Source organism: Pantoea sp. MHSD4 (assembly GCF_021043305.1).
Taxonomy (GTDB): Bacteria; Pseudomonadota; Gammaproteobacteria; order Enterobacterales; family Enterobacteriaceae; genus Pantoea; species Pantoea eucalypti.
In genome coordinates this window covers 14,711-37,504 of record NZ_JAJNDH010000003.1, presented here as the reverse complement: position 1 = coordinate 37,504, position 22,794 = coordinate 14,711, and the positions used below count along the sequence as shown (strand labels likewise).

Below are 22,794 nucleotides of genomic sequence, written 5' to 3'. Positions count from 1 at the left end.
GCGGGCGATAGTGCATCGCCCGACCCCGACAGCCTGAATAACGCGGTTAGAAGTTAAAGCCGAGCTGCATCATCGCGCCCCAGGTGTTGTTAGCACCCACTGAGCCAGCCAGATCCAGATGGACGGCTTTGTTAAACGGTGACACACCAAAACCTGCTGTGGCGACATTCTCGTCGTGAGAACGCATGTCCGCACGATAACCGCCACGCAGCTGCAGCCAGTCAAATACGCGGTATTCCGCGCCCACCGCCGCATACTGGCTGTTATCCTGGCTTTTGAAGCGTTTGGTTTCAGTCAGATCCACATCGCCCGTCACGGTAAACGGACCTTTATCCCAGGAGAGACCGGTGGTGACCAGCGGGCGAATCTGGTAGGTGTCGCGGTAACCATTGACCTCTCTGGTCTGCAGATCGCGTGAAACCAGGTTCTGTCCGGTCACGCCCAGCGTCCAGTTTTCAGCAAAGGTGGTCGCCAGACCGGCATCAACGTTAAAGCCGGTGTCGGTGCTGCGATACTTACTATTGTTGATGTCGTTCTTGTCGTAGTTGTAGATGCTGGCGGTATAGTTATAGAGCCAGGTTTTCTGCACTTTTGGCGTCACACCAACAGATACTGGCTGACCGGCGATGGTGAACTCATGCGCCACCGCGACACCGTAATCGGTGGTCAGTGCCGCCAGGCCATTGGCGCTGGAGCGCAGGTTATTTTGATCGCCAGGACGTGGGAACCGCGTACCGTCAGCAACACCGCGCAGATAGTCGATATCACCCTGTACGACATTGGCGCGGACGTGCGCGGTTCCGTAGGCTTTGGTGATAAAGGCGAAAGGCAGGGTCTCATTGGGGATGGTCACGGCCACGGCCGCACCCGCACTGCCATCCGCTTTGTTGCCACGCAAATCGCTGAGTTTGTTAGCGACATCGCCGGAGGCGGCGCGTAATTCAGGGTAGCCGCGGAAGAAATCCGCTGGCGTAAAGTTATTCAGCACTGTGCGGTAACGATCCACGGTGTCCGAAATATCATCAACTTTATCAAGCAGCTTATCTTTGTCAGTAACCTGAATACCCGCTGAAGGAACAATAATGCTGACGTTATCGTCGGGTTTAGCACGCGTCATCAATGCCGGGTTCGCCAGCACTGCGGAACCATAAAGAGAAGATGCTACGCCGGTGCCACCCATGGCGTCATTACGTGCATCGTACCAGGTCCCTGCCGCCATGGCGGAAGAAGAAAGGAAAAGCGCGGTCACTACAGCGGAGTACTTCAGCGCTGAACGTTGAGCGGATTTTTTCACCATTTGCCTGCCATCACCTGAGAAATTGTCATTGAAACATTCAACGACTGAATAGTTTGTTAGCCCTATTGTGAACCCTGGCTAACGCGTTATTGCTGTGAATTCAAAGGAAACAGTGTCTTAATTCAAAGGATTGGACGTTTTCCAATCAAAAAACCGTTGTAATAGTTCAGACTGCATCGGTGCATTTCAAACAATGCCAGACTTTTCTTAAGTCTTTCTGAACATTACTTCTTAACTCAGTGAGATGCAAAGCAAAATGCCAACAAATTCCGCTTCAGACGGTTGCAGAATGGATCTGAATTATCGTCATATTTGAGATAAAAAGCGGGCTGAATTCTAAATATGCTGCTTTATCAGGCGAATAATGCTGTTTTATCAGACAAAAACCAACCTCAGCACCGCGAAACTATGTGTGATAAAATAACATCACTTATCCAGCGGAGAATTTTCATGACCAACATGACGTCGCAGCAAATTTTGATTCAGGCCGAAAAAATGTGCCTGCAGCGCGGTGTGCGTCTGACTTCGCAGCGTGCTGAGGTTTTGCGCCTGATGGCGGAACAGCCGGGCTCTATCAGCGCCTACGACCTGCTGGATCAACTTCGCGTCAGCGAACCACAGGCTAAGCCGCCCACGGTCTATCGGGCGCTGGACTTTCTGCTGGAACAGGGTTTCATTCATCGGGTGGAATCCAACAATAGCTACGTCATGTGTCACCACTTTGAAGCACCGGCACATACGTCAGTCATGCTGGTCTGCGACCGTTGTGCAGCCGTTACAGAGAAACAGGCACAGGGCGTAGAAAAGATTATCGCGACACTGGCGGGTGAAGCGCAGTTTGCATTACGCCACAGCGTGATTGAAGCACATGGTTTATGTGAAAGTTGTGCCGTCGTTGAAGCCTGCACGCACCATGAGAGTTGCGATCATAATCATCAGGATGAGGGTAAAAAGCGGGGAAAACGCGGCTGACGGGCACATCCTTGTGCGGTTCCGTCCCTGTACTGTTCCGGTGCAGGCGCGCCGGAACGATTTTAGCGGGCTATCGGGGAATGCGCTGATTACCAGCGGTAATCTTTATTGGTGCCTTCCCAGTCTGCTACTTCGCGCTCTGCTTCATCTTTTGCATAGCCGTAGCGTTCCTGGATTTTACCGACCAGCTGATCGCGTTTACCTTCGATAACCTGCATATCATCGTCGGTCAGCTTGCCCCATTTCTCTTTCATTTTGCCTTTGAACTGCTTCCAGTTACCGCTCGCTTCATCTTTGTTCATGGCAGACCTCCAATCCTCGGGTTAAATAATTATCTTGCTGCTTAACAAAATAACGATACAAAGCGCGGGTTAACTTCGCTTGTTAGAGTTAATTGTAGTAGCCAATTTCAAAAATGCAGAATAATACAGAATAATCCGTATCCTCCCGGGTCAGCGCTGCTGGATCACGCCTCAAACCAGCTGTTCTGACGCCAGTGCTTACGCCAGATGAGCCACAGTGACAGGCCGCGCAGCGCCAGGAATACCGTCACCGCCAGCCAGAGACCGTGGTTGCCCAGCAACGGTACGCTGAGCAGCGTCAGAAAGTAGCCAGCCGCCGCCACGACCATGCTGTTACGCATCTCGCGTCCACGTGTCGCCCCGATGAACATTCCATCCAGCAGATAACACCAGACGCCGATCAGCGGCATGATTATCTGCCAGACCAGATAGCGGTCAGCTGTCTGCTGCAGTGACTCAAGCGAGGTCAGCAGGGTAACAATCTGCGGGCCAAAAATGGCATAAACCAGCGAGAAGAAGAGCGCGACTACCACCGCCTGCCGACAGGCTGAGTGCCAGACGTGCTGCAATTTACTGCCATCTTTTGCGCCATGCGCTTCGCCGGCAAAAGCTTCAACCGCGTAGGCAAAACCATCCAGCGCGTAGGCAGTAAAGGTAATGAACATCAGTAATACCGCGTTAACCGCCACCACATCCGGACCCAGCCGCGCACCCAGCACGGTCAGCGAGGCGAAACAGAGCTGCAGCATCAGAGAGCGCAACATGATATCCCGGTTCAGTCGCAGCAGTCGGCCGCTGTCACCGCGCCAGCTCTGCTTCAGCAGATTAAACGTAATACCGCGCAGCTTTAACACCCGCCAGACCATGATGCCGCCGACGCCCAGCGTGATGTACTCCGCCAGCGCCGTGGCGGTTGCTGCTCCCGCGACACCCCAGTGCAGCCCCATCACCAGCCAGAGATCGAGCACGATGTTCACCAGATTGCCCACTATCAGCAGGATTACCGGCGCCCGCGCATATTGAACGCCCAACAGCCAGCCCAGGATGACCAGGTTTGCCAGCGTGGCAGGTGCACTGAGCCAGCGAATCTGAATAAACAGCGCCGCCTGTTCCAGTACATCAGGATTGCCACCTACCAGATGGGTCGCCAGCTGAATAATCGGATAACGCAATGCGATGAACAGCACGCCGGCCAGCAGCGCAATGATCAGCGGTTGCGTCAGCGCGCGTGCCAGAGCGGTTTTATCGCCCGCACCAAACGCCTGCGCCGTCAGGCCAGTGGTACTCATTCGAAGGAAAAGCAGCAGCATAAAGAGGAAGCTGGTCACTGTGGTCCCGACCGCAACCCCGCCAAGATAGACAGGGCTGTCGAGATGACCAATAACTGCAGTATCGACCACGCCCAGTAAGGGAACGGTGATATTTGAAAGGATCATCGGCAGCGCAAGCCGCCAGAGATTTTTATCCGTTGCCGTGATAAAGCGCATTCGCCGTTCCGTGCTCAGTGTCGCTGCAGCAAAGCAGGCAACAAAATTAGGGCAGACAGAATAGCATCAGAAAAGGCGAATGCACGCAGGCCTCAGAATCAAAGCCACTCGCCGTTACGCACCACGCCAACCGCAAGACCTTCAATGGTCAGTGACTGCGCACGGGTGTCGACCACGATAGGGTCAAAATCGCTGTTTTCAGGCAGAAGATGCACGATAGCACCCTGCTTTTTCCAGCGTTTAACGGTGACTTCATCATCAATGCGTGCAACGACAACCTGACCGTTGCGCACATCTTGGGTTTTATGTACCGCGAGCAGGTCGCCGTCCATAATCCCGATATCTTTCATCGACATTCCGCTGACGCGCAGCAGGAAGTCGGCAGAAGGCTTGAACAGGCCCGGATCCACTTTGTAGTGGGTTTCGATATGTTCCTGCGCCATGATCGGCTCACCGGCAGCAACCCGGCCAATCAGCGGTAGTCCTTCTGAAACTTCTTCTTCCATTAACAGACGAATGCCGCGTGATGCACCCGAAACGATCTCAATAACGCCTTTACGCGCCAGCGCTTTCAGATGCTCTTCAGCCGCATTTGGCGAACGGAAGCCCAGTTGCGCGGCGATCTCTGCACGCGTAGGCGGCATGCCCGTTGAAGATATATGGTCGCGAATCAGGTCATAGACCTGCTGCTGCCTGCTGGTTAATGCTTTCATCCCGCCCCCTGGTTGTTTATACAGTCGCTGTGAGTATATACAGGTATTGGCGAAATGGAAACCGATTGTCAGGGAAAACGCGCCCTCAGGCGCGTTATGGAAGGCTTATCGCAAATGTGTCCAGAGCAGCGCGACCCAGACAAACAGGGCCAGTAAGATGCTGATCAGTACCGCCGCCGAGCCCATGTCTTTGGCCCGGCCCGCCAGGGGATGATGTTCCTGACCAATCCGGTCAACCACCGCTTCAATGGCGCTATTGAGGATTTCGACAATGACGACCAGCACCACGGCGCCAATCATGAGGATGCGGGCGATCACATCGACATCCAGCCAGCACGCGATAATAATAGCGGCCAGCGCAGCCAGAGCTTCCTGCCGAAAGGCGGCTTCATGCTGCCAGGCGGCACGCAGTCCCTGCCAGGAGTAACCTGCGGCTTTTACTATTCTGATAAGTCCGGTGGCATTATTTGCCATGATGTGGGAACCCTTTCATTCAATTGACGTCAATGTCTGGGCTGCGTGCAATTGGCACCACCACAGATCTTCGCTGCGCTTTCTGGTATGCTTGCGGCGCTTTGCTAACAAGAGGCTTCATGTTGTCTATGTCAGGTTGGCGTAAACTCTATTACAAATTACTTAATTTACCACTCTCCTTTTTGGTAAAAAGTAAGGCCATTCCGGCCGATCCCGTGTCTGAACATGGTCTGGATCCGACCCGACCTATTATGTATGTTTTGCCTTACGATTCGAAGGCTGACTTACTGACTTTACGCGCACAGTGTCTGCGGCATCATCTGCCCGATCCGCTGATTCCGCTGGAGATTGATGGTTCGCTGCTGCCGCGCCACGTGTTTATTCATAATGGCCCACGCGTATTTCCCTATTTTGTGCCCAGCGTTGAATCGGTAAAAATCTTTCACGATTACCTCGACCTGCATCGCAATAATCCTGAGCTGGATATTCAGATGCTGCCGGTCACCGTGATGTTTGGTCGTGCGCCAGGACGTGAAGTCCAGGGCGAAGCGACGCCGCATCTGCGTGTGCTGAATGGGGTGCAGAAATTCTTTGCGGTCATCTGGCACGGACGTGACAGTTTTGTCCGCTTCTCGCCGACCGTCTCGCTGCGCCGCATGGCAACGGAACACGGTACGGACAAGTCGATTGCCCAGAAACTGGCTCGCGTGGCACGCATCCATTTTGCCCGTCAGCGACTGGCGGCGATCGGCCCGCGTTTACCGGCGCGTCAGGATCTGTTTAATCGTCTGCTGCAATCCAAAGCGATTGAAAAAGCCGTCGAAGATGAAGCGCGCAGCAAAAAAATCTCCCATGAGAAAGCCCAGCAGAATGCTGTTGAGATGATGGAAGAGATCGCTGCTAACTTCTCCTATGAAGCCATTCGCGTCACCGACCGTGTGATGGGCTGGCTCTGGAGTCGTCTCTATCAGGGCATCAACGTCAATGGCGGTGAAAAAGTTCGCCAGCTGGCGCAGGATGGCCACGAGATTGTCTATGTACCCTGCCATCGCAGTCACATGGATTATCTGCTGCTCTCCTATGTGCTCTATCATCAGGGGCTGGTGCCGCCGCACATTGCCGCGGGTATCAATCTCAACTTCTGGCCAGCCGGACCGATTTTCCGTCGTCTGGGCGCCTTCTTTATTCGTCGTACCTTTAAAGGCAATAAGCTTTACGCCACGGTATTCCGCGAATATCTCGGCGAGCTGTTCACCCGCGGCTATTCAGTTGAATACTTTGTCGAAGGAGGCCGTTCACGTACCGGTCGCCTGCTTGACCCTAAAACCGGCACCTTAGCCATGACCTTACAGGCGATGCTGCGCGGCGGAAATCGCCCCATCACGCTGGTGCCGATCTACATCGGTTATGAGCACGTGATGGAAGTAGGCACTTACGCCAAAGAACTACGCGGTGCAGCCAAAGAGAAAGAGGGCTTCATGCAGATGGTGCGCGGCTTACGCAAGCTGCGCAATCTCGGTCAGGGTTACGTTAACTTCGGCGAACCGCTGCCGCTGGTCAACTATCTCAATAAGCGGGTGCCGGAATGGCGCGACGCGATCGATCCGATTGAGCCGCAACGTCCGAGCTGGTTAACGCCGACCGTTAATGACATCGCGGCCAGTCTGATGGTGCGTATTAATGAAGCGGGCGCGGCTAACGCGATGAACCTCTGTGTCACGGCGCTGCTGGCGTCACGTCAGCGCTCACTAACCCGTGAACAGCTGATTGAACAGCTGGAGTGCTATACCCAGTTGCTGCGTAATGTGCCTTATTCGCCCAATGCGACCGTACCCGATCTTTCCGCAGAAGCGCTGCTGGATCACGCCCTGGGTATGAACAAATTTGAGAGTGAAAAAGACAGTATTGGCGACATCATCATTCTGCCACGTGAGCAGGCAGTGTTGATGACCTACTACCGTAACAACATTCATCACATGCTGGTGATGCCGTCGCTGATTGCCGCTATTGTTCAGCAACATCAGACGCTGAGTGAAGCGGAACTGCTGCGTCAGGTGAGCCTGGTCTATCCGATGCTGAAGAGTGAACTGTTCCTGCGCTGGCAGACCGATGAGCTGCCACAACTGCTGACTGACGTAAGTCAGGAGCTGGCACGTCAGGGCCTGATTACCGTCGAAGCGGGTGAGTTGCGCTTTACCGCAGCACGCTATCGCACGCTGCAACTGCTGGCTGCTGGTGTGCGCGAAACGCTGCAGCGTTATGCCATTACCTTCTCGATTCTCAGCGCCAAGCCGACGATTAACCGTGGCACGCTGGAGAAAGAGAGCCGGACGCTGGCACAGCGTCTGTCAGTGTTGCACGGAATCAATGCGCCGGAGTTCTTCGACAAAGCGGTCTTTACCTCACTGGTACTGACGTTGCGTGATGAAGGGTATATCAGCGACAGCGGTGATGCCGATGTCGCGCAGACCCTGGCGACCTGGCATATTCTGGCTGACCTGGTCACCAGTGATGTCCGCATGACCATTGAAACCGCGGTAGCGCACGACTGACCGCCGCGCGCATTGTAAAAAGGCGACCTCATGAGGTCGCCTTTTTTATGCCCAAAACTTTCAGAACAGCTGACTGAACGGCGGCGTATTCATCAGTACGCCCAGGAACAGCACCATCCCGACGTAGTTGTTATTCAGGAAAGCCTGGAAGCAGGGCTGACGTTCGCGCCCGGCGATCAGCTTCTGCTGATAAACAAACAGCGCAGCCGCCAGCAGCAGCGTCCAGTAGAAAGCACCATTCAGATGCAGCATCATGCCCACCAGCGCCATCAGCAGCAGGGTCGCCAGTTGCAGCAGGCCAATGATCAGCTTGTCGAAACGTCCAAATAAAATCGCTGTCGATTTCACACCAATCTTCAGATCATCATCCCGGTCCACCATCGCATACTGCGTGTCATAAGCCACCGTCCAGCAGATATTAGCGATAAATACCAGCCAGCAGACCTGAGGTAAGGACTCACTAACTGCGGACCACGCCATGGGAATTGCCCAGCCAAACGCGGCACCCAAAACGACCTGCGGCAGATGGGTATAGCGCTTCATAAAGGGATAGACCCAGGCCAGCGCCAGCCCCACGACGGAGAGCATAATCGTCATCAGATTCATGGTCAGCACCAGCGCAAACGCCACCAGCGCCAGAATCACAAACAGCAGCTTAGCCTCTTTTGCACTGACCGCGCCGCTGGCCAGTGGACGGTGCTTTGTGCGCTCAACGTGACCATCGACTTTCCGATCGGCGTAGTCATTGATCACACAACCGGCTGCTCGCATCACGAAAACCCCGGCCACAAACACCGCCAGCACCGGCAGCGGCGGAATCGACATATCCGCCAGCCATAACGCCCAGAGCGTTGGCCACATCAGCAGCAGCGTACCGATCGGTTTATCAATACGCATCAGGCGAGCATAGGCCCGCCACTTATTCATACTTAAGCTATTTTGCACCACAGAATCCTCAGACCAGATCGCGATAGAGCGGCGATGCCGGCAAAAACAGTTCAGTCAGCAGCAGCGGTTTGCCGGAAAGACGCAGGCGTGAACGCCGTCCCCACAATCCCTCTACCTGGCCCGGATCAATAAAATCGCGGGTCAGCGTCGACGAGGAGAAAAGATAGCGACCCAGAGGACGGGTGCCCAGCTGTTGCAGCATCGCCTCTGGCCCGTTGAGGGTACTTTCCGGCACCAGCGTGCGGCCAGCCAGCCAGGGCTGATCGTCGCCGAACAGCAGCACTTCACGCAGCCAGAAGCGTTCGTCGTCTGGCAATAACGCCCTTTCCTCACCCAACTCGCTGGCGTCGATAAAGCCTTCACGCAGCGGCTGAACCGTGACCCGCTGACAGTGCTGTTCAAAACGGCGCGTCATTGAATCCTCCTCCATCAGCCAGTCAAGCAATGGCGGCGCAAGGGTGGCCTGCGACGGAGAAAGCCAGTTGAGCGAACGTAATAAGCTGAGTGCGTCTTGCGACATAGCACCACTCCCGATAATTTTCAGGTCGCTAGTTTAGCGCAGAGAGGCGATGCGAACACCTGCCGTCGTGTCAGACGGCAGGAGGATTACTCGCGTTTCAGCTGGTTGCTGTTTGCCAGCCACAGGGTGACGACAAGAATCAGAATCGCCGCAGAGTAGCAGAGCGTATCGAAGGGATTTTTATGGTCGACGATGATCAGGCGGATAATCGCCGTGATCCCGATATAGACAAAATAGCGCAGGGGAAAATGATAGCCCGACTGAAAGTACTTAACAATCAGGGCGATAAATTCGAAATAGAGGAAATAGATGACGATTCCATCAATCAGCAGATAGGAGGAAGCCTGCTCGCTGGTGTTAAACAGCACGTTTGCCAGATGAATCGTTTCTTTGCCTAAAAAGACGATCAGGATAATCGCCAGACTCAGTAGCCCCAGATTCAGCACCCATTGCAGTACCGTTGCAAGGTGGCGGGCCAAAGGATTTTTGTCACTCATGTTGCGCCTTTAAAAAGGAGTTATTAGCGCAGCATCATGCGCGAGTGTGACGCAAATCACAATAACGCCTCAGGCCTCCACATCAACACAGAGCGCATCGTAACGCCAGTATTCACAATCGCAGTCAATCACCTCTTTTTGCTGATTGCGGTTGATGCGGGTGATCAGCAAGCCGGGGCTGCCCGGTGCCACATTCAGTGTGGGCGCTGCGACCTCGGGTAAAGGGCCTGGCATAATCGTAAAACGCGCGCCGCCATAACGAATACCGTAGCGCTGGTCATAGAGATCGGTCAGGGAACGGGTCAGGTCTTCATCAAGCAGGCCAGGGAAAAAACGGGGATTGAGGTAGTGCTCAACATAGAGCACCGCACGTCCATCAATGCGCCGCAGGCGGCGTATGCAGTAAACCGCCGAGCCGGGTGCCAGCCGTAACGCAGTGGCTACGCTCTCGTGCGCCGCGACCTGCTCAGCGGCGATCACCTCAGTGGTTGCCTGACGCCCCTGCTGCGTCGCCATGGCATGAAAGTGGCTGTGATGCAGCGGGTTGTAGATCAGACGCGGCGGTGCGATAAACCAGCCACGACGCAGTTCACGGTAGATCATCCCCTGCGCTTCCAGCTTGCCCAGCGCTTCCCGCAGAGTAATCCGCGTGGTGCTGAACGCCTCGCTTAAGGCACGCTCTGCCGGCAGGCGTCCGCCGCTGAACTCACCTGCCTGAATGCGTGTCAGCAGTGCGCTGGCTATCGCATCCGCCGTTTTGAGTGCTATCGACTCCACAACAGTAGCCTCATTTTGGTGCGACTTCGCACTTTTACTGGTCAGATAAACACGCCTGTGGCGGGCGAACGCGCCACGTCTTTCATCGCCCATTCCCCGCACAGCGCCGCTTTGTCATAAATCGTTCATATAGAGGGGCTACATTGGCTCGGTTCTTGCTGGACTAGACCAGCCAGGCCCATCAACTTACACCCGGAGCAACTGAGATGAAAGCGTTTATCGCCTCTGTAGTAGCCAGTGCTGTAGTCCTCACCCTGCCCGTTGCGCAGGCCGCCGATAACGACCTCGCCGCGCTGGAAAAAGCGGCGCGCAGTGAAGGTCAGGTCAACAGCGTCGGGATGCCAGACAGCTGGGCCAACTGGAAAGATACCTGGAACGACATCAGCACCAAATATGGCCTTAAGCACAGCGATACCGATATGTCATCGGCGCAGGAGCTGGCGAAATTTGATGCAGAGAAAGAGAACGCCAGCGCTGACATCGGCGATGTGGGCGCCGCCTTTGGTCCAATCGCTGTCGCGAAGGGTGTAACCCAGCCCTACAAACCGACGCACTGGGATCAGATTCCGGCCTGGGCCAAAGATAAAGAGGGTAACTGGGCACTGGCTTATACCGGCACCATCGCTTTTCTGATCGACAAGCAGCAGGTTAAAGATATCCCCCACAGCTGGGCCGATCTGAAGAAAGGTAAGTATGTGGTTACTATCGGTGACGTCGGCGTGGCAGCTCAGGCGGCCAACGGCGTCCTGGCTGCCAACTACGCCTTAGGCGGTGATGAGAAGAACCTGAAACCGGCGCTGGCCTTCTTTGCCGATCTGGCAAAACAGGGGCGTCTTGGCGTGACCGATCCGGTGATTGCCAACATTGAAAAAGGTGAAGTGCAGATGGCAGTAGTGTGGGACTTTAACGCCCTTAACTACCGCGACCAGATTGACAGAAATCGCTACGAAGTGGTGATTCCGTCTGATGGCTCAGTGACCTCCGGCTACACCACCATCATCAACAAATATGCGAAACACCCTAACGCCGCAAAATTGACGCGCGAATATATCTTCTCAGACCAGGGACAGATCAATCTGGCTAAAGGCTATGCCCGCCCGATTCGTGCTGAGCATCTGACGCTGCCAGCAGACGTTCAGGCTCGCCTGCTGCCGCAATCAGAATATAAAAATGCCCGTCCGGTTAAGGATCAGGCTGCCTGGGATAAATCGTCGAAAATGCTGCCGCGCCTGTGGCAGGAAAACGTCATCATCAACATGCAGCAGTAATTCGCGGCAGGGAGAACGGAATGAAGACCATCCTGGTAGTGCTGGACGGCCTGAGCAATCAGGTCGCACAACATGCAATGGGTTACCTGCATGCCGAATGTTCACAGGGCAACGGGTTCTATTACCGTATGACCTGTGAATTGCCGTCGCTGTCGCGCCCGCTTTATGAGTGCATTCTGACCGGGGTTCCGCCGGTCAGAAGCGGCATTATTCATAATGGCGTCAGCCGGTTAAGTCGCGAGCGCAGCGTGTTTCACTTTGCGCGTGCGGCGGGCCTGACTACGGCGGCGGCGGCCTACCACTGGGTGAGTGAGCTTTACAACCGCACTCCGTTCGTTCCGGCGCGCGATCGTCACACCGATGCGCCGGACCTGCCCATTCAGTTCGGCCACTTCTACTCTGACGATAGCTATCCTGACTCGCATCTGTTTGAAGATGCGGAGAGCCTGCGGCTGCGTCACGATCCCGATTTTCTGCTGATCCACCCGATGAATATCGACGATGCCGGTCATAAGTCGGGGCTCTCTTCGCCGCAGTACCGCAACCGGGCACGTATCGCCGACGGCCTGCTGTCGCAGTGGATGCCGCTGTGGCTGGCCGAGGGCTATCAGGTGATGGTGACCGCCGATCACGGCATGAATGACGATCGCTCCCACGGCGGGATTCTGCCGGAGGAGACCACGGTGCCGCTGTTTGTCTTTGGTCATGCTTTCTCGCTGCAGCCTGACCTTGCGCCGCAGCAAACCGACCTGTGTGGCACGCTGTGTGAACTGCTTGAGGTGGCGCATGACAAGCCGGTCTGCCGCGGCCTGCTGGCGGAGTCACAAAGATGAAGGGAAAAGGCGTCGCACTGCTGCTGCTGTTACCTTTCACCCTGTTCTGGGTCGCCTTCCAGCTGGCACCGCTGTTGTGGATCGCCATCAACAGCTTCTGGAGTGACATGAACAGCCAGTGGGGCTGGGATAACTATCACGACATCCTCACCTCACCCTTCTACCAGCAGGCATTTCGATTTTCGCTGGATATCTCGCTCTGGTCCAGCGTCTGGGGATTACTGATTGCGCTGGTCACCGGCTATTCGCTGCATCAGCTCGGCGGCGGACGACTGCAGCGCTTTCTTATCTCCTTTACCAACATGACCAGTAACTTTGCCGGTGTCCCGCTGGCGTTTGCCTTTGTGATTCTGCTGGGGCTGAACGGCTGCCTGACGCTGCTGCTGCGCCATTATGGTGTGATTGAGAGCTTCAGACTCTTCTCGCGCAACGGCATGGTACTGGTCTACACCTGGTTTCAGATTCCGCTGGGCGTGCTGCTGCTCTATCCCGCCTTCGACGGGCTGAAAAAAGAGTGGCAGGAGTCGGCCGCACTACTGGGCGCCAGCCGCTGGCGCTACTGGTGGCACATCGGACTGCCAATTCTTTTCCCGGCGCTGCTCGGAACCTTTGTGATTCTGCTGGCGAATGCCCTCGGCGCTTACGCCACGATTTACGCCCTGACCACCGGTAATTTCAACGTGGTTCCGGTGCGCATCGCTGCATTGGTTTCCGGTGATATCTCGCTGGATCCCAACACCGGCAGCGCGCTGGCAATGTTGCTGGTGGCTATCATGGCGCTGATTACCCTGGTACAGCAGTATCTGGTGCGCCGCAGCTATCTCAATGCGAAACAGCCATGAAAGGAGCCGTCATGTCACGTGCTGAGCACCTCTATCATCGAATCATGGTCGGGTTACTCTTTACTCTGCTGGCGCTGCCGTTGCTGGCCACGCTGCTTTATGCAATCTCCTCCGACTGGAGCAATACCATTCTGCCGCAGGGCTACAGCCTGAAGTGGTTCATCCAGCTCTGGAGCGACCCGCGATTTTTGACGGCGCTGGGCCATTCGCTGCTGATTTGCTTTGGTGCGCTGCTGTTCTCGCTAGCGCTGGTGCTGCCTGCCATGTTTGTAATTGCTTACTACTTTCCCCGGCTGGATTCAGTAATGAACATCCTGATCCTGATGCCGTTCGCCGTGCCGCCAGTGGTGTCATCCGTGGGATTACTCCAGCTCTACTCGTCGTCACCACTGATGCTGACCGGCACGCCGTGGATCCTGATTGGCTGTTATTTCACTATCGCACTCCCCTTTATCTACCGGGCACTGTCGAACAATATGCAGGCGATCAATCTCAAAGAGCTGATTGATGCGGCACAGCTGCTGGGGGCCAGTACCTGGCAGGCAGCGATCTGGGTGGTGCTCCCCAACCTGCGCAAAGGGATGCTGATTGCCGTACTGCTCTCTTTCTCCTTTCTGATTGGTGAGTTTGTCTTCGCTAACCTGCTGGTCGGCAACCGCTATGAAACCCTGCAGGTTTACCTCTTCAACATGCGTAACGGCAGCGGTCACTTCACCAGCGCGCTGGTGATCTCCTACTTCTTTGTGGTGCTGCTGGTCACCTGGCTGGCCAACGCCCTGAATCCCGAACGAGGCTGAATATGAGTTACCTTGAGGTCAGAGAGCTGAACAAGTCCTATGGACCGACGCCCATCTTCGAGCAGATCGATTTCAGCGCCGCTGAAGGGGAATTTGTCACCCTGCTTGGCCCCAGCGGCTGCGGTAAATCAACGCTGCTGCGCTGTCTGGCGGGACTAACCAGCGTCGACAGCGGTGAAATCCGGCTGGAAGGCAAAGATATTGTGCCGCTGGCCCCGCAGAAGCGCGCCATCGGCATGGTGTTCCAGAGTTATGCGCTGTTTCCCAACATGACGGTGGAGAAGAATGTCGCGTTTGGCCTGAAGATGCAGAAACTGCCCGAAGCACAAATCCGCCAGCGGGTGCTGGAGGTGCTGGAGCTGGTTGAACTCAGCGACTATGCGCGCCGTTATCCGCACCAGCTGTCGGGCGGGCAGTGTCAGCGCGTGGCGCTGGCGCGTTCACTGGTGACGCGTCCGCGACTGCTGCTACTGGATGAGCCGCTGTCGGCGCTGGATGCGCGTATCCGTCGTCATCTGCGCGATCAGATCCGGCGCATCCAGCGTGAGCTGAATCTCACCACCCTGTTCGTGACCCATGACCAGGAGGAGGCGCTGACGCTCTCCGATCGCATCGTGCTGATGAACCGGGGCAAAATCGTGCAGAACGGCGACGCCGAAGCACTCTATACCCAGCCGGTCGATCTGTTCGCCGCCGGATTTATTGGCAACTACAACCTGTTGAGTGCTGAACAGGCAACGCGACTGACCGGTCAGCCTTTTAATAGCCAGGTGGCCATTCGTCCGGAATCGATGCTGTTCACCGCGCCAGACCAGGGCATTCCTGCGGAAATTCTCAGCCACAGTCTGCTGGGCAACGTGATCCGCTATCGGATCCGCGCGCATGACGTCGAACTTTCAGTGGATGTGCTAAACCGCTCGGCGGCGGATTTGCACCCCGCAGGCAGGAAGATTGGTCTACAATTAGAGATGTCGACTTTGCGCCAGGTTGCTTAAAACACAGGAAAAAATCACGCATAGTACGGCAATCCCCTTTCACAGATTGCTCTCTCTGTCAGGCTGGCAGTCTGTGCTGCTTGCAGCCTGACACAAGGAGCGACACCACGTGTTAACCCTGCTTAATCTACTCTCTGCAGTGGCCCTGCTGGTCTGGGGCACGCATATTGTGCGAACCGGCATCATGCGGGTCTATGGTGCCGATCTGCGCCGCGTCCTGAGCCGCAGCATAGAAAAAAAACCGATGGCGTTTCTGGCGGGCATCGGTGTGACCACCCTGGTGCAGAGCAGCAACGCCACGACCTTGCTGGTCACCTCGTTTGTGGCGCAGAATCTGGTCAGCCTGACACCCGCGCTGGTAGTGATTCTGGGTGCGGATGTCGGTACCGCCATCATGGCGCGTATCCTGACCTTTGATCTCTCCTGGCTTTCACCGCTGTTTATCTTTTTTGGCGTGGTCTTTTTCCTCAGCCGCAAGCAGACCCGCGCCGGTCAGTTAGGCCGGGCCAGCATTGGTCTGGGCCTGATTTTGCTGGCATTGCAGCTGATTGTTGAAGCGGCTCGTCCGATTACCCAGGCCGCCGGTGTCCAGGTCCTCTTCTCCAGCCTGACCGGCGACGTGATGCTTGATGCACTGCTGGGTGCGGTATTCGCCATTATCAGTTACTCCAGTCTGGCCGCCGTGCTGATCACCGCAACGCTGACCGCCACCGGGGTCATTTCGTTCAAGGTCGCGCTCTGTCTGGTGATTGGTGCCAACCTTGGGAGTGGCCTGCTGGCAATGATCAACGCCAGCGGCTCGAATGCCGCCGGTAAACGCGTGGCGCTCGGCAGCCTGCTATTTAAGTTCGTTGGCTGCATCGTAATCCTGCCGTTTGTCGATATTGTGGCTACCTGGCTTGATAAGCTGCCGGTTAACGATGAAGAGTTAGTGATTTTCTTCCATGTGTTTTACAACCTGATTCGCTGCGTGGCGATGGTGCCGTTTGCTGACCTGATGGCGCGCCTTTGCCGTCGTATGATTGCCGACGACGTCGATAACGCACTGCACCTCAAGCCTAAGCATCTCGATCGCAGCGCGCTGGATACCCCGGCGCTGGCGCTGGTGAATGCCGCCCGCGAAGCGCTGCGCATCGGTGACGTGGTGGAACAGATGCTGGAGGCGTTTAATAAAGTCGTGCATGGCGAATCCCGCGAGGAGCGCACGGTGCGTCGGCTGGATGATGATGTCGATGTGCTCTATACCGCCATCAAGCTCTATCTGGCGCGGATGCCAAAAGAGGATCTCCCCGAAGAGGATTCGCGCCGCTGGGGCGAAATTATCGAGATGTCGCTGAATCTGGAGCAGGCCGGAGACATTATTGAACGGATGAGCGGCGATGTGGCTGACAAGTCGCTGGCAGCGGGCCGCGCGTTTTCTGCCGAGGGATTAAAAGAGCTGCAGGAGCTGCAGGAGCTGTTGATTGCCAACCTCAGAATGAGCCTGTCGGTGTTTCTGTCGCATGATGTCACCAGCGCCAAACGGCTGCGCCGCGCGAAACATCGCTTCCGCCTGATGATTCGCCGCTACTCTCACGCCCATGTTGATCGCCTGCACCAGCAGAACGTGCAGAGCATTGAGACCAGCTCACTGCACCTTGGTCTACTCGGCGACATGAAGCGTCTGAATTCGCTGTTCTGCAGCGTGGCCTATACCGTGCTGGAACAGCCCGACGATGAGCGGGATTACGAATAAGGCGTGTGAACAGACCATTGCGACAGGCTGAAAACACCCGGCGCAACAATAATGAGAAGCGGCGCATCATCATGCGCCGCCACAGTTACTTCTTCTTAATCGGCTTACCGGACCAGTAACCCGCCAGCAGTGAACCTGACAGGTTGTGCCACACCGAGAACAGCGCGCCCGGCAATGCCGCCAGCGGTGAGAAGTAGAGTTTGCCCAGCGTGGCCGCCAGCCCGGAGTTCTGCATGCCAACTTCCAGCGCCAGCGTACGGCAGGTCGACTCATCGAAACCAAACAGCTTGCCACCCCAGTAACCACCAAGCAGGCCAATCGCGTTATGCAGGATTACCGCCGCGATCACCATCAGACCCACCGATCCAATAAAGCCCTGACTGCCCGCCACCACCGCACTGATGATCAGCAGAATGCAGACCATGGAAAATGCAGGCAGCCAGGGTTCCACCCGGCGAACCACGCTGTTCATGCTGTGATGAATGATCAGCCCAAGGCTAATCGGGATCACCACGATCTTCACAATACTCAGCAGCATACCCACCACATCAACCTGAATGTGGGTATCAACGTAAAAGCGGGTTAACAACGGCGTGGCGAACACCCCCACCAGCGCAGAAACTGACGAGATCGTGACCGACAGCGCCACATCCCCTTTCGCCAGATAGATCATCACGTTGCTGGCGGTGCCGCTGGCCACGGAGCCGACCAGAATCATGCCGGCTGCCAGATCGGGCGGCATATGAAACAGTTTTGCCAGTCCCCAGGCGGCTAACGGCATCACCAGATAGTGCAGGAAAGTTCCGGCAATTACCGGCGCAGGTCGGGTCAGCACCCGTTTGAAATCGTCGATATTCAGCGTCACACCCATGCCGAACATAATCAGCATCAGCAGATAGGTGACCCAGGGGCCGATGCCGAGAAAGGTACCAGGAGAGTAATACGCGGCGACAGACAACAGCACGGCCCAGAGCGGGAACAGGCGGGTTAACGTGGCGAGCATAGCCAGACTTCCTTATAAGAATGTTATGTTTTATGCAGGTTTGCCATAGAGAATCGCCAGACAGGAACGACTGCCGTGACGAAGGCGGGATCATAACATTTCATTATCATGGCGTAAGGCGAAGATGGGGCGAGGCGGCAAAATGCGGATCGACTGCTGCCGATCCGCAGAATATTGGCGAAATTACGCTGCTTTTTCCTCTAAACCACGGTAGATCGAACCACCTGGCACGGCACCGATAATCGGCATTAACCAGAGGATTACTCGAACAGATTGCGATGCAGGGTACGTACCACGCTTTCCGCATCGTTGCCGGGCACCAGGAAGCAGAGATTGTAGCTGCTGGCACCGTAGCAAATCATCCGCAGGTTGAACGGATCGAGTACACCAAACACCTCTTTGCCGACACCGCATGCTTTTGACAGCTGGTTGCCGATAATCGCCACCAGCGCCAGATCTTCTTCCACCTCTACCCGGCACAGCGACGAGAGTTCAGTCAGCAAGGCCTGGGTCAGCAGACTGGCGCTGGTTGAGGTCGAGCCGGTGGTGTCGAGGGTCAGCGCCACGCTCACTTCGGAGGTGGTGATCAGGTCAACCGAGACGTTGTGACGTGCCAGAATGTTGAAGAGTTCGGCGAGGAAACCAAACGTATGCAGCATGTTAAGGCTATGCAGCGTTAACAGCGTCTGCTTGCGGCGTAAAGCCAGCGCCCGGAACAACGGCGGGTTACGGGTTTCGTTGCAGACGCGGGTTCCGCCCGCTGCCGGATCCTTGCTGGAACCGACGAAGACCGGAATACCCCGACGCACAGCAGGAAGCAGTGTCGCGGGATGCAGCACTTTCGCGCCAAACGTCGCCATTTCGGCGGCTTCTTCAAAAGTGATCTCGTCAATGCGCTTCGCCGTCGGCACCACGCGGGGATCGGTGGTGTAGATGCCTGGCACATCTGTCCAGATATCCACTCGTGCCGCATTCAGCGCTTCGCCCAGCAGCGCGGCGGTGTAATCACTGCCGCCACGCCCTAAGGTGGTGGTGCGCCCCTCACGTTCACTGCCAATGAAGCCCTGAGTAATGACCAATGCCTGCCCGATGCGCGGCTGTAACTGCGCCGTCGCCTGCTCCGCCAGCACCTCAACATCCGGTACAGCCCGGCCAAAATGATCGTCGGTGCGCATCACTTTACGGACATCGAACCACTCCGCGTTAACCTGACGTTCACGCAGAATTTCCACAAACAGCAGTGATGACATCAGCTCGCCGTGGCTGACCAGTTCATCAGTCAGGGCGTTAGAGGTGGCCAGTGAAGCCGCTTCAGAGAGCATGCTGATATTGTCGATCATCCGATCGATTTCATCGCGGATCACTTCCGGGTGCTGCAGGCGATCGACAATGGCATACTGGATACGGCGGATATCATCAAGCAGAACAGCGCGCTGCGGAGCCTGCTGGCCTTCAGCCAGCGCCACCAGCAGATTGGTAATGCCCGCCGAAGCAGAGAGCACAACCAGACGCGTACTGGCGTCCTGCAACACCACATCGGCGCTGCGGTTCATCGCTTCAAAATCGGCTACGCTGGTGCCGCCAAATTTTGCCACTATCAGAGTTTGAGACATGTAGGACCTCGTGTCAGGTTATCTTGTTCTCGCCGATGAAAGGGTCGAGAAACATTCTTTCAGCCAGGCACAAGGAAAGAGCAGAAACGGGCGGACAAGATCAGATAGACGAGTCACCCAGAAGCGCCCCACCTTGCGAAACGTCGACTGCAGACGTTTCTGGTGACAACCCAGAGGATTCAGCCCCTGTAGCCGACAGGCAGCACACCGCGTGCTGACCCACCTCGGCGTCGCTCCCCATTATGTGTTTTCACCGGATACGGTTCCTCCAACACACTACCTGGGCGACGCGCCTCTTCTGGCTTGCGCACAGGTGCGCAAGTAGGCGCATAGATTTAGCCTTTTCTGGACCTGCTGTCAATGTCAGCGATGGCTGGAGAGCCGCATCAGAAAACAAATTAACCCGCGCCGCAGCGGCTACAGTGCTTAATGGGTTCAGCACCTGCAGCAATCCCTGATACGGCACAACGTTTTGCGCAGACTTTTGCGCCACACTTTGTTGCGCGCGGGGTCTGTGCCCCGCAGGGTGTCCGCGCCAGTGAATGCTGACGATAAACCACAGCGTGCCGATCGCCTGTCCGGTGCGCGCTGACAAAATTTTTCCTTTCAGTTACAACTGTGGTCATACTGAAACGCTAAACGGGCATGATGTGCCTCCGATGGAATGACGGTTCTTAATATCAACAAGAGTGTTGCCATGAAAAATATCAATCCGACACAAACCGCAGCCTGGAAAGCGCTGCAACAGCATTTTGAGCAGATGAAATCGGTAGAAATTGCCGATCTGTTCGCCCAGGATGCCGATCGTTTTGCCAAATTCTCTGCCACCTTTGATGATCAGATGCTGGTGGATTTCTCCAAAAACCGCATCACCAAGGAAACGCTCGATAAGCTCCAGGCGCTGGCCAAAGAGACCGATCTCAGCGGTGCCATCAAGTCTATGTTCTCGGGTGAGAAGATTAACCGCACTGAAGATCGTGCGGTGTTGCATGTCGCACTGCGCAACCGGAGCAACACGCCGATTCTGGTGGATGGCAAAGATGTGATGCCAGACGTCAACGCGGTGCTGGACAAGATGAAAGGCTTCTCAGAGCGCATCATCAGCGGCGAATGGAAAGGCTATACCGGTAAAGCGATCACTGACGTGGTGAATATCGGCATCGGCGGCTCCGACCTCGGCCCATTTATGGTGACAGAGGCGCTGCGCCCGTATAAAAACCATCTGAACATGCATTTTGTCTCCAACGTTGACGGCACCCATATCGCCGAAACGCTGAAAGACCTCAGCCCGGAAACCACCCTGTTCCTGGTTGCCTCCAAGACCTTCACGACTCAGGAAACTATGACCAACGCCCACAGTGCGCGCGACTGGTTCCTGAAAACTGCTGGCGATCAGCAGCACGTAGCGAAACACTTTGCTGCGCTGTCGACCAATGCCAAAGCGGTGGGTGAATTCGGTATCGACACCAACAACATGTTTGAATTCTGGGACTGGGTTGGCGGCCGCTATTCACTGTGGTCAGCCATCGGTCTGTCGATCATTCTCTCAATTGGCTTCGAAAACTTCGAGCAGCTGCTGAGCGGCGCACATGCCATGGACCAGCATTTCGCAACGACCCCGGCTGAGCAGAACCTGCCGGTGCTGCTGGCGCTGATTGGCATCTGGTACAACAATTTCTTTGGTGCTGAAACCGAAGCGATTCTGCCTTATGACCAGTACATGCACCGCTTTGCCGCCTATTTCCAGCAGGGAAATATGGAGTCAAACGGCAAGTATGTGGATCGCGCCGGTCATCCGGTGGACTACCAGACTGGCCCCATCATCTGGGGTGAACCTGGCACTAACGGTCAGCACGCGTTTTATCAGCTGATCCATCAGGGCACCAAGCTGGTTCCGTGTGACTTTATTGCGCCGGCTATTACCCATAACGCGCTGACAGATCACCATCCGAAGCTGCTCTCTAACTTCTTTGCCCAGACCGAAGCGCTGGCGTTTGGTAAATCACGCGACGTTGTCGAGAAAGAGTTTACCGATGCCGGTAAATCTGCAGAGTCAGTGGCCCATATCGTGCCGTTCAAAGTGTTTGAAGGGAACCGCCCGACTAACTCCATCCTGCTGCGTGAGATCACCCCATACAGCCTGGGTGCGCTGATTGCCCTGTATGAGCACAAAATCTTCACTCAGGGCGCCATCCTGAATATCTACACTTTCGATCAGTGGGGTGTGGAATTAGGTAAGCAGCTGGCAAACCGTATTCTGCCGGAACTGGAAAATGAGGATGAAATTACCACTCACGACAGTTCCACCAATGCCTTAATTAATCGTTATAAATCCTGGCGTTAATCGGCATTAATTTTACCGGGCGGCAACCTTGTCGCCCTTTTTTTGTCTGTTTTAACATCTTATTGGGTAATTCATCAGGACAGAGATGCCTGCCAGCACGGGAAAAGTCTTAAAATACCCCAGGATAATTCTGAACATCACGCTCCGGAACAGCGTTTAATCCAGTATAAAGTGGATCTGATAATAGCGACTTTACGAGGTTAACTATTGATTCATAGCCATATTTAATTTAAGACCTTCTGAGTAAATTCTGATTATTCTTATTCCGTACCATTTATAAATAAAAAAGAACATTACGCTTTGCATTCCCCTTAGCAGCAGCGAAATATAGGGTATCAACCGGAAATACTCCGATATAAAAAGCAGTTATCCCCAATATTACTGATTAAATCACGCAATCATCCCGCCATTTGACCTGGTTTTTATAGCACTGAACTCTGATATTTTGTTGCCCTATAATGAACGCGCCCGCAATGGGACTGTCCGTCGCACTGGTCGCAGCCTGTCTGCATAGCCATTGTCGCTGGTCAGAGATCCTTCATTCACTCAATGCAGGAAACGTTGTTATGAAAAAAACTATGGTTGCCGGTGCAGCCTTGATCCTCGTTGCCGCCTCCTCAAGCGCATTTGCTGCGCCGCAGGAAGCAGGTGAAGCAGGTACGGCAGCAGGCGCGCAGGCGGGAGCAATCTCTGCTGGTGCTTCTACCGCTGTCGGTATCGGCGCACTTGGTGCGTTGGTCGGGCTCGGCATTGCCGCTTCTGGCGGTGGTGACGGTGCAAATACCGGTACAACAACCACAACCACGACGAGCACCACTCGTTGAT

The 22,794-nt window shown here is 55.4% G+C and carries 21 protein-coding genes and 1 riboswitch; of the genes, 10 read left to right on the top strand and 11 right to left on the bottom strand.

Translation table 11 applies throughout. The features are described 5' to 3' along the window. Positions 1 to 46: 46 nt before the first annotated feature. The gene (locus LQK91_RS10680) at positions 47 to 1,297 is read right to left on the bottom strand and encodes a conjugal transfer protein TraF (protein ID WP_003855763.1); all 1,251 of its coding nucleotides are present in this window, start codon (positions 1,295 to 1,297) and stop codon (positions 47 to 49) included. Between the two features lie 450 nt (positions 1,298 to 1,747). Here LQK91_RS10680 and zur point away from each other — a divergent pair, with 450 nt between their 5' ends. Beyond that, on the top strand, positions 1,748 to 2,269 hold the full coding sequence (gene zur / locus LQK91_RS10675) for a zinc uptake transcriptional repressor Zur (protein WP_033763401.1): 522 nt from the start codon (positions 1,748 to 1,750) through the stop codon (positions 2,267 to 2,269). 89 nt (positions 2,270 to 2,358) lie between these two features. Here the strand turns inward: zur and LQK91_RS10670 are convergent, their stop codons facing one another. From LQK91_RS10670 to LQK91_RS10655, 4 genes are all read right to left on the bottom strand, one after another. Continuing rightward, the gene (locus LQK91_RS10670; RefSeq protein ID WP_003855774.1) at positions 2,359 to 2,571 is read right to left on the bottom strand and encodes a CsbD family protein; all 213 of its coding nucleotides are present in this window, start codon (positions 2,569 to 2,571) and stop codon (positions 2,359 to 2,361) included. Between the two features lie 164 nt (positions 2,572 to 2,735). Then, positions 2,736 to 4,058: an MATE family efflux transporter DinF gene (gene dinF / locus LQK91_RS10665; protein WP_039660678.1), complete on the bottom strand. Its 1,323-nt coding sequence runs from the start codon at positions 4,056 to 4,058 to the stop codon at positions 2,736 to 2,738. Positions 4,059 to 4,156: 98 nt separating this feature from the next. Beyond that, positions 4,157 to 4,771 (bottom strand): transcriptional repressor LexA, encoded by a 615-nt coding sequence (gene lexA, locus LQK91_RS10660; protein WP_003855777.1) that lies wholly within the window; start codon positions 4,769 to 4,771, stop codon positions 4,157 to 4,159. A 105-nt stretch (positions 4,772 to 4,876) separates the two neighbouring features. Continuing rightward, positions 4,877 to 5,245 (bottom strand): diacylglycerol kinase, encoded by a 369-nt coding sequence (locus LQK91_RS10655; RefSeq protein ID WP_003855779.1) that lies wholly within the window; start codon positions 5,243 to 5,245, stop codon positions 4,877 to 4,879. A gap of 128 nt (positions 5,246 to 5,373) precedes the next feature. Here LQK91_RS10655 and plsB point away from each other — a divergent pair, with 128 nt between their 5' ends. Continuing rightward, a complete protein-coding gene (gene plsB, locus LQK91_RS10650; RefSeq protein WP_105099482.1) occupies positions 5,374 to 7,797 on the top strand; it encodes a glycerol-3-phosphate 1-O-acyltransferase PlsB in 2,424 nt (807 codons plus the stop codon). Positions 7,798 to 7,857: 60 nt separating this feature from the next. Here the strand turns inward: plsB and ubiA are convergent, their stop codons facing one another. The 4 genes from ubiA to LQK91_RS10630 form a co-directional block, all read right to left on the bottom strand. Further along, positions 7,858 to 8,742: a 4-hydroxybenzoate octaprenyltransferase gene (gene ubiA, locus LQK91_RS10645; protein ID WP_105099481.1), complete on the bottom strand. Its 885-nt coding sequence runs from the start codon at positions 8,740 to 8,742 to the stop codon at positions 7,858 to 7,860. Between the two features lie 10 nt (positions 8,743 to 8,752). Next, a complete protein-coding gene (gene ubiC, locus LQK91_RS10640) occupies positions 8,753 to 9,265 on the bottom strand; it encodes a chorismate lyase (RefSeq protein ID WP_003855790.1) in 513 nt (170 codons plus the stop codon). An 86-nt stretch (positions 9,266 to 9,351) separates the two neighbouring features. Then, complete coding sequence (gene psiE / locus LQK91_RS10635; RefSeq protein WP_105099480.1) at positions 9,352 to 9,762, bottom strand: phosphate-starvation-inducible protein PsiE; 411 nt, start codon at positions 9,760 to 9,762, stop codon at positions 9,352 to 9,354. A gap of 69 nt (positions 9,763 to 9,831) precedes the next feature. Next, positions 9,832 to 10,539, bottom strand: coding sequence for a UTRA domain-containing protein (locus LQK91_RS10630; protein WP_008926601.1), 708 nt, complete (start codon positions 10,537 to 10,539; stop codon positions 9,832 to 9,834). Between the two features lie 206 nt (positions 10,540 to 10,745). Here LQK91_RS10630 and LQK91_RS10625 point away from each other — a divergent pair, with 206 nt between their 5' ends. The 6 genes from LQK91_RS10625 (at position 10,746) to LQK91_RS10600 (ending at position 17,009) form a co-directional block, all read left to right on the top strand. Further along, on the top strand, positions 10,746 to 11,807 hold the full coding sequence (locus tag LQK91_RS10625) for an ABC transporter substrate-binding protein (protein ID WP_008926600.1): 1,062 nt from the start codon (positions 10,746 to 10,748) through the stop codon (positions 11,805 to 11,807). 20 nt (positions 11,808 to 11,827) lie between these two features. After that, positions 11,828 to 12,640, top strand: coding sequence for an alkaline phosphatase family protein (locus LQK91_RS10620; RefSeq protein WP_003855799.1), 813 nt, complete (start codon positions 11,828 to 11,830; stop codon positions 12,638 to 12,640). After that, the gene (locus LQK91_RS10615) at positions 12,637 to 13,482 is read left to right on the top strand and encodes an ABC transporter permease (protein WP_003855801.1); all 846 of its coding nucleotides are present in this window, start codon (positions 12,637 to 12,639) and stop codon (positions 13,480 to 13,482) included. The genes LQK91_RS10620 and LQK91_RS10615 overlap by 4 nt, the downstream gene beginning before the upstream one ends. Positions 13,483 to 13,493: 11 nt before the next feature. Beyond that, entirely contained in the window at positions 13,494 to 14,279 is a 786-nt protein-coding gene (locus LQK91_RS10610; protein WP_003855803.1) for an ABC transporter permease, read from the top strand. Between the two features lie 2 nt (positions 14,280 to 14,281). Continuing rightward, positions 14,282 to 15,274 (top strand): ABC transporter ATP-binding protein, encoded by a 993-nt coding sequence (locus LQK91_RS10605; RefSeq protein ID WP_003855804.1) that lies wholly within the window; start codon positions 14,282 to 14,284, stop codon positions 15,272 to 15,274. Between the two features lie 109 nt (positions 15,275 to 15,383). After that, on the top strand, positions 15,384 to 17,009 hold the full coding sequence (locus tag LQK91_RS10600; RefSeq protein ID WP_003855807.1) for a Na/Pi cotransporter family protein: 1,626 nt from the start codon (positions 15,384 to 15,386) through the stop codon (positions 17,007 to 17,009). An 85-nt stretch (positions 17,010 to 17,094) separates the two neighbouring features. On the opposite strand, the gene panS is transcribed toward LQK91_RS10600, so the two are convergent. Next, positions 17,095 to 18,012 (bottom strand): ketopantoate/pantoate/pantothenate transporter PanS, encoded by a 918-nt coding sequence (gene panS / locus LQK91_RS10595; protein WP_003855809.1) that lies wholly within the window; start codon positions 18,010 to 18,012, stop codon positions 17,095 to 17,097. 260 nt (positions 18,013 to 18,272) lie between these two features. After that, the gene (gene lysC, locus LQK91_RS10590; protein WP_003855819.1) at positions 18,273 to 19,625 is read right to left on the bottom strand and encodes a lysine-sensitive aspartokinase 3; all 1,353 of its coding nucleotides are present in this window, start codon (positions 19,623 to 19,625) and stop codon (positions 18,273 to 18,275) included. A gap of 113 nt (positions 19,626 to 19,738) precedes the next feature. Further along, a riboswitch (Lysine riboswitch) is annotated at positions 19,739 to 19,931 on the bottom strand. Positions 19,932 to 20,322: 391 nt separating this feature from the next. Between lysC and pgi the strand changes: the two genes are divergently transcribed. Both pgi and yjbE read left to right on the top strand, forming a co-directional pair. Beyond that, a complete protein-coding gene (gene pgi / locus LQK91_RS10585) occupies positions 20,323 to 21,969 on the top strand; it encodes a glucose-6-phosphate isomerase (protein ID WP_105099582.1) in 1,647 nt (548 codons plus the stop codon). 566 nt (positions 21,970 to 22,535) lie between these two features. Then, positions 22,536 to 22,793, top strand: coding sequence for an exopolysaccharide production protein YjbE (gene yjbE, locus LQK91_RS10580; RefSeq protein WP_008926598.1), 258 nt, complete (start codon positions 22,536 to 22,538; stop codon positions 22,791 to 22,793). The last annotated feature ends 1 nt before the right edge of the window (position 22,794 follow it).